Annotated in this window: 15 protein-coding genes; 5 read left to right on the top strand and 10 right to left on the bottom strand. The window is 41.1% G+C overall.

What is annotated here, in order from left to right; genetic code table 11:
• Window positions 1-21 precede the first annotated feature (21 nt).
• From ylaD to FB592_RS08665, 4 genes are read right to left on the bottom strand one after another with little or no spacing between them, the layout of a single operon-like run.
• Window positions 22-315 carry an anti-YlaC sigma factor ylaD gene (ylaD, locus tag FB592_RS08680; RefSeq protein WP_003232283.1) on the bottom strand — a complete coding sequence of 98 codons (294 nt, stop codon included), beginning with the start codon at window positions 313-315 and terminating at the stop codon, window positions 22-24.
• Complete coding sequence (gene ylaC, locus FB592_RS08675) at window positions 312-833, bottom strand: RNA polymerase sigma factor YlaC (protein WP_032725760.1); 522 nt, start codon at window positions 831-833, stop codon at window positions 312-314. Before ylaC ends, ylaD begins: the two co-directional genes overlap by 4 nt.
• On the bottom strand, window positions 833-1,102 hold the full coding sequence (locus tag FB592_RS08670; protein WP_003232287.1) for a hypothetical protein: 270 nt from the start codon (window positions 1,100-1,102) through the stop codon (window positions 833-835). Before FB592_RS08670 ends, ylaC begins: the two co-directional genes overlap by 1 nt.
• Window positions 1,092-3,032: a hypothetical protein gene (locus FB592_RS08665; RefSeq protein ID WP_103803450.1), complete on the bottom strand. Its 1,941-nt coding sequence runs from the start codon at window positions 3,030-3,032 to the stop codon at window positions 1,092-1,094. The genes FB592_RS08670 and FB592_RS08665 overlap by 11 nt, the downstream gene beginning before the upstream one ends.
• Before the next feature lie 284 nt (window positions 3,033-3,316).
• Between FB592_RS08665 and nprE the strand changes: the two genes are divergently transcribed.
• Together nprE and FB592_RS08655 are read left to right on the top strand one after the other, a co-directional pair.
• Window positions 3,317-4,882 (top strand): neutral metalloprotease NprE, encoded by a 1,566-nt coding sequence (gene nprE, locus FB592_RS08660; protein ID WP_014479700.1) that lies wholly within the window; start codon window positions 3,317-3,319, stop codon window positions 4,880-4,882.
• A 350-nt stretch (window positions 4,883-5,232) separates the two neighbouring features.
• The gene (locus FB592_RS08655) at window positions 5,233-6,147 is read left to right on the top strand and encodes a class I SAM-dependent methyltransferase (protein WP_049139907.1); all 915 of its coding nucleotides are present in this window, start codon (window positions 5,233-5,235) and stop codon (window positions 6,145-6,147) included.
• 77 nt (window positions 6,148-6,224) lie between these two features.
• Here the strand turns inward: FB592_RS08655 and FB592_RS08650 are convergent, their stop codons facing one another.
• The 3 genes from FB592_RS08650 to FB592_RS08640 form a co-directional block, all read right to left on the bottom strand.
• Window positions 6,225-6,653 carry a GNAT family protein gene (locus tag FB592_RS08650; RefSeq protein ID WP_076457950.1) on the bottom strand — a complete coding sequence of 143 codons (429 nt, stop codon included), beginning with the start codon at window positions 6,651-6,653 and terminating at the stop codon, window positions 6,225-6,227.
• Window positions 6,654-6,678: 25 nt separating this feature from the next.
• Window positions 6,679-7,476 carry an inositol-1-monophosphatase gene (suhB, locus tag FB592_RS08645; RefSeq protein ID WP_032725627.1) on the bottom strand — a complete coding sequence of 266 codons (798 nt, stop codon included), beginning with the start codon at window positions 7,474-7,476 and terminating at the stop codon, window positions 6,679-6,681.
• 139 nt (window positions 7,477-7,615) lie between these two features.
• Window positions 7,616-7,804: a hypothetical protein gene (locus FB592_RS08640; RefSeq protein WP_009967148.1), complete on the bottom strand. Its 189-nt coding sequence runs from the start codon at window positions 7,802-7,804 to the stop codon at window positions 7,616-7,618.
• A gap of 239 nt (window positions 7,805-8,043) precedes the next feature.
• Between FB592_RS08640 and FB592_RS08635 the strand changes: the two genes are divergently transcribed.
• Entirely contained in the window at window positions 8,044-8,682 is a 639-nt protein-coding gene (locus FB592_RS08635; protein WP_014479697.1) for a YktB family protein, read from the top strand.
• Between the two features lie 32 nt (window positions 8,683-8,714).
• Here FB592_RS08635 and FB592_RS08630 read toward each other — a convergent pair whose 3' ends face one another.
• Complete coding sequence (locus FB592_RS08630) at window positions 8,715-8,981, bottom strand: UPF0223 family protein (protein WP_014479696.1); 267 nt, start codon at window positions 8,979-8,981, stop codon at window positions 8,715-8,717.
• 184 nt (window positions 8,982-9,165) lie between these two features.
• Here FB592_RS08630 and speA point away from each other — a divergent pair, with 184 nt between their 5' ends.
• Entirely contained in the window at window positions 9,166-10,638 is a 1,473-nt protein-coding gene (gene speA / locus FB592_RS08625) for an arginine decarboxylase (RefSeq protein ID WP_014479695.1), read from the top strand.
• 39 nt (window positions 10,639-10,677) lie between these two features.
• Here speA and FB592_RS08620 read toward each other — a convergent pair whose 3' ends face one another.
• Complete coding sequence (locus FB592_RS08620) at window positions 10,678-10,797, bottom strand: GapA-binding peptide SR1P (RefSeq protein WP_003232305.1); 120 nt, start codon at window positions 10,795-10,797, stop codon at window positions 10,678-10,680.
• Between the two features lie 418 nt (window positions 10,798-11,215).
• On the opposite strand from FB592_RS08620, the gene slp reads away from it, so the two are divergent.
• Window positions 11,216-11,590 carry a peptidoglycan-associated lipoprotein Slp gene (slp, locus tag FB592_RS08615; RefSeq protein WP_003245672.1) on the top strand — a complete coding sequence of 125 codons (375 nt, stop codon included), beginning with the start codon at window positions 11,216-11,218 and terminating at the stop codon, window positions 11,588-11,590.
• Between the two features lie 44 nt (window positions 11,591-11,634).
• Here slp and lpdA read toward each other — a convergent pair whose 3' ends face one another.
• Window positions 11,635-13,047 carry a dihydrolipoyl dehydrogenase gene (gene lpdA, locus FB592_RS08610; protein ID WP_003232309.1) on the bottom strand — a complete coding sequence of 471 codons (1,413 nt, stop codon included), beginning with the start codon at window positions 13,045-13,047 and terminating at the stop codon, window positions 11,635-11,637.
• Window positions 13,048-13,049: the final 2 nt, after the last annotated feature.

The raw sequence follows: 13,049 nt of genomic DNA, 5'->3' as shown, positions 1-13,049 counted from the left end.
GGAATCGGACAAGCGCTTTTTTTATATCAGCAATTTGATGATCAGCATCATGGCAACCGCCGCTCCAAACCAGCAGGCAGCTTTCATGATAAGTAATCCATAGTACCTCTGTTTAAAACGCAGTTCTTCTTCCGGCAGATAAGCCTCCTCAACGGCCTGTTCGCTTTCCAATTCAAATGGCTCAGCCATCGTGTCATACATGTCTCTGCAGCTGCTGCACATTTTTAAATGCTCTTCTATAACGTGTTCCGTTTCTCTTTTACAATCACCTTCAAGATACAGAGGAAGCAGGTCTCTTACTAGAAAGCAGGTCATATCCGCTCCTCCTCTCTACTTTTCGTCATGTTTTTCTTAAGTTCTAATCTAGCCCGGTGCAATGTGGTTTTCACCTTAGAAAGACTCCATCCTAATATCTCAGCGATTTCTTCATAAGAAAGCTCTTGGAATTCTCTTAAAATCAAAACGGATTGATGCTGATCTTTTAACTTCAGGAGCTCCTGCCGCAGTGTTTCGCTTTTCACCGTCCGTGACAGATACTGTTCAGGCTGCTCATAAGTTGTTTGCGTTACCCCTTCATTTTTGCTGATATCAGTAAATTGGTATTTGACATCCCTGCGGTACCAATTGATAAAGGTATGATGCGCAATGGTGTAGAGCCATGTTCTGATGGAAGAATGCCCCCTAAACGAAGCCAGACCGTTAAGAGCTTTCACAAACGTGTCCTGCGCTAAGTCCTTGGCTGTTTCAAGATGATGAGTCCTTCTGAATAAATAATTTAAAATTTCTTGATAATACTGCCGATACAAGTCCTCAATGGAATCCCTATGCTTCATTAAAAGTAAAACCACACCGTCATCCAAATGGCCAATAAAATGAAACAGATATACATGGAAGACAGGTATACTTTCATATATCTGATTTGGCTTTCTTCTTCAGCACCGGGACTTCTCTTTAAACAAGTTTTACTCTTTAAGTCTTCCGCATTCTTTTGAAATAGGGATTCATGCTGTTTCATCCATTCCATTGATTCATCCTCTAGCTCTCCTTCTTTATACAGGTCGTATAAGTCTACAAAAACAGATTCTTTTTCTTTATGATTCATAAAGACTTTTCACCTCTTGTGTTTCTCCATCCACTACATAGGCATCATGGCGATTTGAACCAAACGGCTGAATAATGATCAGCCATGCATAATGCCGTTCATCCTCTCTTTGAACGATAATCGGACGCATACGCTTTTTGTAAATAACATCCTGATATAGAGAAGCTACCTTTTCGTAAGCCAATGTTCCATTACGATACGTATAGGGGAATGACTGATCAGGTGTATCGCTGTATACATAAACGTTTAGCTGACCTTGATCTTCAAAAAACTCATATGTTTTAGAAGAATCAGTATACATCACCATGTCACTCTGACTGCTTTTTTTCTTCATTTCTGATACATCAGCATCGAAGACCGTTAATACCTGCCGCTGCAGCCGGCTGTTAGTCAGTGAAATTTCCTTTTTCATTGGAATCGAGAGACTGTGTAAACTACCGGATTCTCCATCAAACTCCAATACAATTCCATCTTTTGTTTCAACTCTCACCATGCTTCCGAGCAGGCTGTCGCTTTCAATATCAGTGATCTGATAAGGCTGTTTTGATATGTTCAGCGCTGTAAACATTTGTTCCACTTTGTCGTGAATGTTTTGTTCTGTTATATGAACATGCAGAAGAGAGTCAAGCTGATAAATCGAAGGATCTTCACTAAACCCCATTAAGGTTTCCTTTTCCCAATAAAATACCGCGCCATCATCAGCATGATCTTTTTTATGAAGTTGATTTTTCAGGTAAATACGTACGACTGTCTGGCCGTCTTCTTGAGATACCTTTGTTTCGATATGATCCTTATGTAACACACGTCCGTGTCGCTCAAGGAAAGCGATGGACTTTCGCTTGTACTCCTGATTCGTTAGCTTTTTCCCATGCGCTTTTTGTAAGTATTCATAATTACGAATCAGCTGCGATACTTCATCTACCTCAGCTTTATAACTCTTGCTTTCAAATGAGTAGAAATAATGCACATCCATGTTTGTATCGTGCAAATAAAGTGTTTCATCCGTAGGAAAAAATGACTTTAGTATCTGTTCCGCTTTTTCTGATGAAATGTGCTCCCCGACATAATTGAATGAATCATGGACATTTATCGGTTTTGATACAGCGAAAGCAGCCGTTCCTATGTTATATATCGGATTTAACAGCAGGACAAAAAACACCATGACAGCCATCGTCACCCACTTATTCACACGCACATAAACCTTTCCTGACTTTTGGAACAGATGATAGCTCATCAAAAATCCCGCCATTGCCAAATAAATCGTATATGGCATTACTGCACCATAATCTTTTGAGATTTGATTGGGATATGGCGCAAGCAGCAAGACAAGCAGTCCGATAATCAGCGTATAAAATAAGCCTAGTAAAATCTTATTTGTTCTCCAATACAGCTTGAAAAACACAACATTCAACACAATAGAAAGAGTAATAATGAAAAACAGAAACACGAATGCAACTGGCTCGACTCCATCCGGATTTTCCTTCCAATACGTAAAGAAACTGAATATCATTTGTACGATTGGCAAACTGACAACGGCAAGGTCGAACGTATAAAACTTACCCTTTCCGCCATGATCACGCGGCATCAACATATAGTGAAAAGCCGTCAGCAGCACATATCCGTATAACAAAAAATGCAGCAGCGGCAACAGTTCTTTTCCGTCCTCTCTTAAGTAAGCGCTGGTGAAGTTTGTTGATTGCACCTGGTGAATAAGTTCAACAGACACTCCCGCCAGCAGCACAATCCGCAACATAACACCCGCCAAGAACATTGTGCGCTGCAGGTTTATTTTGGGATGATGCACCAAAAGATATAAGCCCGCCAGAACAACAATTGACCATTGAATCAGCAGGGTGCTTTGTCTGCTTAATATAAAATAACGTTCGAAATGCAATACATAATGACTGAATAACTCCAACACGAACAACAATCCTTTACTTCTTATTAAGGCCTCATTCGGTTAGACAGCGGACTTTTCAAAAAGTTTCAAGTTGAAACAAAAATATCTCATCTTCCCCTTGATATGTAAAAAACATAACTCTTGAGTGAACCGTCACATGACACTTGACTCATCTTGATATTATTCAACAAAAACAAACACAGGACAATACTATCAATTTTGTCTAGTTATGTTAGTTTTTGTTGAGTATTCCAGAATGCTAGTTTAATATAACAATATAAAGTTTTCAGTATTTTCAAAAAGGGGGATTTATTGTGGGTTTAGGTAAGAAATTGTCTGTTGCTGTCGCTGCTTCGTTTATGAGTTTATCAATCAGCCTTCCTGGTGTTCAGGCTGCTGAAGGTCATCAGCTTAAAGAGAATCAAACAAATTTCCTCTCCAAAAACGCGATTGCGCAATCAGAACTCTCTGCACCAAATGACAAGGCTGTCAAGCAGTTTTTGAAAAAGAACAGCAACATTTTTAAAGGTGACCCTTCCAAAAGGCTGAAGCTTGTTGAAAGCACGACTGATGCCCTTGGATACAAGCACTTTCGATATGCGCCTGTCGTTAACGGAGTGCCAATTAAAGATTCGCAAGTGATCGTTCACGTCGATAAATCCGATAATGTCTATGCGGTCAATGGTGAATTACACAATCAATCTGCTGCAAAAACAGATAACAGCCAAAAAGTCTCTTCTGAAAAAGCTCTGGCACTCGCTTTCAAAGCTATCGGCAAATCACCAGACGCTGTTTCTAACGGAGCGGCCAAAAACAGCAATAAAGCCGAATTGAAAGCGATAGAAACAAAGGACGGCAGCTATCGTCTTGCTTACGACGTGACGATTCGCTATGTCGAGCCTGAACCTGCAAACTGGGAAGTCTTAGTTGACGCTGAAACAGGCAGCATTTTAAAACAGCAAAATAAAGTAGAACATGCCGCCGCCACTGGAAGCGGAACAACTCTAAAGGGCGCAACTGTTCCTTTGAACATCTCTTATGAAGGCGGAAAATATGTTCTAAGAGATCTTTCAAAACCAACAGGCACCCAAATCATCACATATGATTTGCAAAACAGACAAAGCCGCCTTCCGGGCACGCTTGTCTCAAGCACAACGAAAACATTTACATCTTCATCACAGCGGGCAGCCGTTGACGCACACTATAACCTCGGTAAAGTGTACGATTATTTTTATTCAAACTTTAAACGAAACAGCTATGATAACAGAGGCAGTAAAATCGTTTCTTCCGTTCACTACGGCACTCAATACAATAACGCTGCATGGACAGGAGACCAGATGATTTACGGTGATGGCGACGGTTCATTCTTCTCTCCGCTTTCCGGCTCATTAGATGTGACAGCGCATGAAATGACACATGGCGTCACCCAAGAAACAGCCAACTTGATTTATGAAAATCAGCCAGGTGCATTAAACGAGTCTTTCTCTGACGTATTCGGGTATTTTAACGATACAGAAGACTGGGACATCGGTGAAGACATTACGGTCAGCCAGCCTGCTCTTCGCAGCCTGTCCAACCCTACAAAATACAACCAGCCTGACAATTACGCCAATTACAGAAACCTTCCAAACACAGATGAAGGCGATTATGGCGGTGTACACACAAACAGCGGAATTCCAAACAAAGCCGCTTACAACACCATCACAAAACTTGGTGTATCTAAATCACAGCAAATCTATTACCGTGCGTTAACAACGTACCTCACGCCTTCTTCCACGTTCAAAGATGCCAAGGCAGCTCTCATTCAGTCTGCCCGTGACCTCTACGGCTCAACTGATGCCGCTAAAGTTGAAGCAGCCTGGAATGCTGTTGGATTGTAATATTAGGAAAAGCCTGAGATCCCTCAGGCTTTTTTGTTACATATCTTGATTTCTCTCTTCAGCAGAGACAACGAAAAGATGCTGTCATGAGACAGCAACCGCTTCTGATTTGCAAAAAGAGGGATGCAGCCGCAAGTGCGCATTTTATAAAAGCTAATGATTCAGTCCACATTATTGATAGACGAATTCTGCTACAGGTCACGTGGCTATGTGAAGGATCGCGCGTCCAGTTATGAGCAAAAACATTGACAAAAAAATTTATTTATGCTAAAATTTACTATTAATATATTTGTATGTATAATAAGATTCTCCTGGCCAGGGGAATCTTATTTTTTGTGGAGGATCATTTCATGAGGAAAAATGAGTCCAGCTTAACGTCTCTAATTTCAGCTTTTGCCCGTGCATATCACAGCCGATATGACACACCTCTTATTTTTGATGATTTTATCGCAAAAGATCTCATTAACGAAAAAGAGTTTATCGACATCAGTAAAAATATGATTCAAGGAATATCGTTTTTCAACAAAGAGATCGCCGAACGTCTTCAAAATGATCCTGAAAAAATATTAAAATGGGTTGCACAAATCCAGCTGTCTCCCACGCCCCTAGCACGTGCTTCTTATTGTGAAAAAGTCTTGCACAACGAATTAATGCTGGGAGCAAAACAGTATGTCATTCTTGGAGCGGGGCTGGATACTTTCTGCTTTCGGCATCCAGAATTAGAAAACAGCTTACAGGTTTTCGAGGTTGACCATCCGGCTACACAGCAATTCAAAAAAAATAAGCTGAAGGATGCAAATCTGACAATTCCGGGTCATCTTCATTTTGTTCCTATGGATTTCACCAAAACGTTTTCATATGATCCTCTTTTAGATGAAGGATTTAAGAACACAAAAACATTCTTCAGCCTTCTCGGAGTGTCTTATTATGTAACACAGGAAGAAAATGCAAGCTTGATAAGCAATTTATTTTCTCATGTCCCGCCTGGAAGCTCTATTGTTTTTGATTATGCGGACGAAACACTTTTTACAGCAAAAGGGACGTCGAATCGAGTTGAACATATGGTGAAGATGGCTGCCGCAAGCGGGGAACCGATGAAATCATGTTTCACTTATCAAGAAATTGAACATCTGTTAGAGTCATCTGGTTTACTGATCTATGAACATCTATCACCAGACGACATCAATGACCTTTTCTTTAGTAATCGAAAAGACAATTTGTCAGCGTTTGAAACGATTCATTATATTCATGCGGTAAAAAAATAATTTTCAAATCATCAGAAGCCTCTCAATGTTTGAGAGGCTTTTTATTGAACCCGCATGCAGCAAATAAGCTGCCGTTATCATACGGCAGCTTCTGCTAAAGGCTTCACCAAGATCATAAATGATTTGCCTTTCTCATCTTTTTCCGTTTTCAGCTGTTCAAAGCCGCATTGGCTTAAAAACAGTATCCATTCACTGCGCTCAATGGGAACTCCCGCAAACATCGCTTTGTGTTTGGCTCTAAGCAATTTGCTGATCTGTTCAATGATCATCTTCGCATGTCCCTTTTTTTCTTCAGCCGGGTCAATCAGGACCGTTCCGAGCCACGGCTTACCGTTTGAAGGAGACCACTCGAGATGGTAGCTGACGGCAACAGGCAGACCGTCTTTTTCCCATACAAGCCATGCCCCGTTGTACATGGAATAGGAGATGATATAGTCTTGTGCATCTTTATCTCCAAACTCCTCCTCTTTCCATACAGGATGAGCCTCCGCGAGCTTTTCTAACAAGCTGAGATCATCCTGCTCAAATGGCCTACTTCCCAGCATGAAGATACTCTTCAAATATCGTTTTATGTATAGATGGGTTTCCGGCTAGCACACTGTGGTTTTCTAAAAAGGTAAACGGCTCTCCTTCAATGGTCGTATAGATGCCTCCTACTTCATTTAACAGCACACAGCCGGCTGCGTAGTCCCATGGCGCAAGGCGCATCGTGATGTAAGCATCTATTCTTCCTGCCGCGACATTTGCCAGCTCTAAAGCGGCAGAACCGTATGAGCGTGTGCCTCTGACTCTTTTCACAAGTGGCGCTAACACACTTTGATCAATTCTTCTGTTTTCCGTTACCCATGTTGCATTAATGGCAAGAATCGCTTCTTCAATGACGGTTTCTTTTAAAGGAGCCAGCTTCGTTTCATCCATATAAGCCCCTCTGCCGCTAAATGCGTGATACAGCTCATCGTGCACCACATCATAAATTAAGCCGATTTTCCCTTCACCGTTTTCAAAAATCCCAATGGAAATCGCAAAATTTCTTTGCTGGTGCACAAAATTCATCGTCCCATCAATCGGATCAATAATCCATACGACTCCCTCAAGTGAGTGGATTTTGTCTCCTTGCCCCTCTTCACCGAGTATCCGATGTCCCGGAAATGTTTCTTGAATTCGATCAATGAAAAACTTTTCGGTTTCTTTGTCAATATTGGTGACTAAATCATTCGGATTTGATTTCGTTTCAATTGTCAGGCTTTCATGCATGGATTGTTTAATTCTCGCGCCTGCTTCTCTTATCCATTTCTTTGCAATCTCATCAATTTCCGTCCAATTTGTCATTCGTTCGTACCTCTCTTCTATGTAGACCTTTTATTTTATAGGATACTGATAACGACAATGAAAAAGCAAGGAAAATGAAAAATATCCCTTCTCACGTAAAAACGAACCATTCATGCGGTTCGTTTTCACTATCGCTTTTTTACCCGTTAAGACGAATCCATTCTTTTCTAAGTCGCTCAAGTTTGTTTTTGCTTTGTTCAATCTGCTCTTCATTTTCTTTCTGCATTGCTTCATATAGGGTTGCCAATTCATAATCAACCTCTAGTCTCCAGACAGCAACACGATTGTTTTTCTCTTCCTTAAATCCCTCTTTTACAACTTGCCTCATTGTCTTTCGCCCCTTCCAGAGATCATTTGTTTGTAAAAAAGCATCCCATTTTGCCATTCAACAATGATTACTTCTTATATCGTATGATTGTTCTATTTACGCGCAACATGATTCTGAAAATTGTGTGTTTACCTATTCGTTTATTACCACATTTCACCTTACTTCAAACGCACTCAATCTTTTTGAAGCTCGTATGAACTGTGATAAAATATGTATACTTAGCATGAAGGAGGAAAATCATGACACAAATGCGTTTCACTGAAGAGGACTTTAACACATTTACAATAGAAGGCTTAGACGCGCGCATGGAAGTATTAAAAGAGACGGTCCGTCCGAAGCTTACAGCTCTAGGCGAACATTTTGCCCCAACTTTATCAGCTTTAACCGGAGATGAAATGTTTCCGCATGTGGCAAAGCATGCAAGAAGATCCGTCAATCCCCCTGCTGACAGCTGGGTGGCGTTCGCAAACAGCAAAAGAGGCTATAAAAAACTGCCGCATTTCCAAATTGGTTTATGGGAAAGCCATGTCTTTGTGTGGTTTGCGATTATTTATGAATCCCCTATCAAAGAAGAATACGGCAAATTGCTTGAAATGAACCAAGAAACCATTACGAAAAATATCCCTGACAGCTTCGTTTGGTCTGCAGATCACACAAAACCGGGAGTACATAAACAGTCTGAAATGGACAAGGAACAGCTGAAGACACTGTTTGAGCGTTTGCAGACTGTAAAGAAAGCTGAGCTGTTATGCGGCATCCAGCTCCAAAAAGAAGAAGTGCTGAATATGAATAACCAGGAATTCCTTCAGCGTATCGACGATGCCTTTAAGCAGCTTGCTTTTCTGTACCGTCTCACCCAAAAAGTATCACAAGCATAAAAAAGAGCCGGGATATCCCCCGGCTCTTTTTCTTACATCTTAATCTTCGCGATATCAGATTCTCTCGCCTGTTTGACCGTGCGATAAGGAGAATATGTACTTTGTTCCTCAAACTCGCCGCATAGCTTTTTTTCCTCGGCCTTCCCCGGTACAATTTCCTTGAAACGGCGGTAAGCTTTAAGCAGTTCTTCACGATCCGCCCCTTTTTCATATGCAAGCTCAACCTGCTGGAAAAATGCAATCACATCCACTGCTTCTTCGGTTGTCCAATCTTCATTCATCGGATATTGATACTCCATTTTCTTCACTCCTTGTAGATTTACTTCCCTTAAGAGAAAGCATCTTCATTTGATCATAAATTGTTCTTTACATTCTTTCAAGTTCATAATATAATTCATTTGTTTTACGTCTAAAAAACGGTTGAGAAACTGATTTTAATACACACTATTATGCATAGGTATGATTACAAAGGTGGGAAAACAATTGTCGCAACATGAAACACCCTTATACACAGGACTGAAAAAGCATGCAAGCAGACAGCCTGTTCAATTCCACATTCCCGGCCATAAAAAAGGGGCAGGAATGGACCCAGAATTCAGACAATTTATCGGTGAAAACGCGTTAAGCATAGATTTAATTAATATTGAACCATTAGACGATCTGCACGCGCCAAAAGGCATTATTAAACAAGCACAAGATCTGGCTGCTGAAGCATTTGGAGCGGATCATACATTTTTTTCTGTTCAAGGAACAAGCGGCGCCATTATGACAATGGTAATGGCTGTTTGCGGACCTGGTGATAAAATTATTATTCCAAGAAATGTTCATAAATCAATTATGACAGCTATTGTATTTTCCGGAGCGGTTCCAATTTTTATTCATCCTGAAATTGACAATGAATTGGGCATCTCCCACGGCATTACACTTGAATCTGCTAAACGGGCGCTTACCGAACATCCGGATGCAAAAGGGCTTCTCGTCATCAACCCGACATATTTCGGTGTTGCAGCCGACTTAAAAAGCATCGTAGAACTCGCTCATTCGTTTGATGTGCCAGTGCTTGTCGATGAAGCACACGGCGTTCACATTCATTTTCACGACGAATTGCCGCTATCGGCTATGCAGGCAGGAGCGGACATAGCAGCGACAAGTGTACACAAGCTGGGCGGATCACTCACGCAAAGTTCGATTTTAAACATGAGAGAGGGCCTTGTATCAAAAGACAGAGTGCAATCAATACTGAGCATGCTGACAACTACGTCAACTTCTTACTTGCTTCTTGCTTCTTTGGATGTTGCCAGAAAACGCCTTGCAACAGAAGGCCACCAGCTTGCTGAGGAAACACTAAAGCTTGCCAATCAGACGAGAGATCGCCTCAACCAGATTGAAGGCATTTATTGTGTCGGTTCTGAGATTCTTGGGTCGAAAGCAGCTTACAGCTATGATCCGACAAAATTGATTATCTCTGTGAAAAGTCTTGGCCTGACAGGACATGACGTGGAAAAATGGCTTCGTGAATCCTTTAATATTGAGGTTGAGCTTTCTGATTTGTACAATATTTTGTGTATTTTCACTCCTGGTGACAGCCAAAATGATGCAGACCGGCTTGTAGAGGCTTTAACTGAGATCGCACAGCAAATGTCAGAACAAGATGTAACACATCAGCAAACTGAGGTTCTGCTTCCAGAAATACCTTTATTGGCAATGACTCCGCGTGATGCTTTCTATGCAAATACGGAAGTCATCCCATTAAAAGAAGCATCCGGACGGATTATTGCTGAATTTGTCATGGTATATCCGCCTGGTATTCCAATCTTCATCCCAGGAGAAATTATTACAGAAGAAAACATCAGCTACATTTTTAAAAACCTTGACGCAGGCCTCCCTGTTCAAGGACCTGAGGACTCGACTTTACATATGATCCGAGTCATCAAAGAACAAAAAGCAATTCAATAAAAAATAAAAAGCATGCGGCTTTAAGCCGCATGCTTTTTTTTACTCTTCATCAACAGGACATTGACATTGTCCGCAGCATGTTCCGTATAATGTTGTCACTTTCTCATCTTCAAAGTAATGAATGGCTTCGTTGCAATCTTGGCAAACAATCGTACCCATCTCTTATTCCCCATTTCTTTGAAATTTGAAAACGCTTAATTTCTTTTGTTGTTATTATATTAATATGTCACATTTAAAATGTCAACAACAAACTGTATAACACATTTTATTTCATCTCATCATATTCACCTTGTTTTTCCATTTTCCATCATACAATATCTTCTTCATACAGAAGCTTTACTCGATATATATGCCACAGCACATAATGTAATTGCACGTTTTCTTGAACTTTCATCCAAGAATGCAGCAAAAAATTCAATATACCCCAGGTTGCTATTTTAAACGATTGATATAATATGTAATCTCACTTTAAAAACGGTTTCAATTATATAACAATTAGGTAACAAGAAGCAGATTAAGCCGCCTCTCGTGATAAACTAAAGCTAGTTAACTACTGTTTATACAGAGGAGAAGATAGATGCGATATCGCGCGGTATTCCCCATGCTGATAATAGTATTTGCTTTATCGGGCTGTACGCTTTCCACCATCAATCCGATGAAAAAAAGCCGGATTGACAACATTCATCATACACAAATCCTGTTTTTTTCTGATGAGAACCAAATAGACCAGGAAGCGCCTTATTACGATGCACTGCTTGATTTAGAAAAAGATTATCCCGAGCAAATAGATAAAATGAAGGTCTATGATAAAAAAGAAGGCTGGGAAGATGAGATTGAAACTGTCCCTACCCTTATGGTTGTTGATCAGCGCCATGTCGTGGTGAAAATCGAGGGATGTGTGAAAAAGAAAGAAGACATCATTAAACCATTACAGCATGTGCTGTCAAAATAAAAAAACAGCCCTCGCTCAAAGCGGGGCTGTTTTTGATATGAAAATTATTTTACGATGTGAATCGGACTTCCGATTGCCACTTCAGCAGCTTCCATTGTGATTTCGCCCAATGTTGGGTGAGCGTGAATTGTCATTGCGATATCTTCAGCAGTCATGCCGCCTTCAATCGCTAAGCTTAATTCAGAAATCATATCAGAAGCACTTGCTCCGGCGATTTGCGCACCGATCACAAGACCGTCCTCTTTACGAGTGATCAGCTTCATGAAGCCGTCTGTTTCGTTAAGAGAAAGCGCGCGGCCGTTTGCTGCAAATGGGAATTTAGCAGCAACAATGTCAAGACCTTCTTCTTTCGCCTGTGCTTCAGTGTAACCAACTGATGCAAGTTCAGGCTCAGAGAAAACAACCGCAGGAATACCAAGGTAATCGATTTCTGCAGGCTCTCCAGCGATAGCTTCTGCAGCGATTTTACCTTCGTAAGATGCTTTATGAGCAAGCGGCGGTCCTTCGATGATATCACCGATTGCATAAATGTTAGGTACGTTTGTGCGGCACTGTTTGTCAGTTTTCACGATACCGCGGTCCGTCATTTCGATACCGACTTGCTCAAGACCAAGCTCATCAGTGTTTGGACGGCGTCCTACTGTAATCAATACGTAATCAGCATCAACAGTTTTTTCTTCGCCTTTTACTTCGAAAGTAACTGTTACGCCGTCTGGTCTTTCTTCAACGCCTTTAGCCATCGCGTTTGTATGGATTTCAACGTTGCCTTTTTTCTTCAGTCTGCGTGTAACGAGAGAACTCATTTGTTTTTCGAAGCCAGGAAGAATTTCATCTCCGCCTTCAAGAATAACAAGTTCAGTACCGAAGTTAGCATACGCAGTTCCAAGTTCAGTTCCGATGTATCCGCCGCCGATAACAACGAGCTTTTTAGGAATTTCTTTAAGAGCCAAAGCGCCAGTTGAATTCAGGACACGCTCACTATATTTGAAGTTTGGCAATTCGATAGGACGAGATCCAGTAGCGATGATTGCATTTTTGAACGTGTATGTTTGAGCAGAGTTCTCATCCATAACACGAACTGAATTGCTGTCTACAAAGTAAGCTTCACCTTTTACAACATCTACTTTGTTGCCTTTAAGAAGACCTGCTACACCGCCAGTAAGCTTGTTGACAACAGAAGCTTTCCATTCTTGAACTTTTGTGAAATCAACTGTTACATTTTCAGCAGTGATTCCCATGTCATCAGAATGTTTTGCATTCTCATAACGGTGACCTGCATTGATCAGCGCTTTTGAAGGGATACATCCAACGTTCAGACAAACGCCTCCAAGAGTTGCCTTTTCAACGACTGTTACTTTTTGTCCAAGCTGTGCAGCGCGGATGGCAGCTACATAGCCGCCAGGTCCCGCACCAATTACAAGAGTATCTGTTTCAATAGGGAAATCTCCTACTACCATAA

Origin of the sequence: Bacillus sp. SJZ110 (assembly GCF_006715455.1) — a bacterium.
Taxonomy (GTDB): domain Bacteria; phylum Bacillota; class Bacilli; order Bacillales; family Bacillaceae; genus Bacillus; species Bacillus subtilis.
Note: the sequence above shows the minus strand (reverse complement) of the source record. Positions and strands in the feature narration are given on the sequence as shown.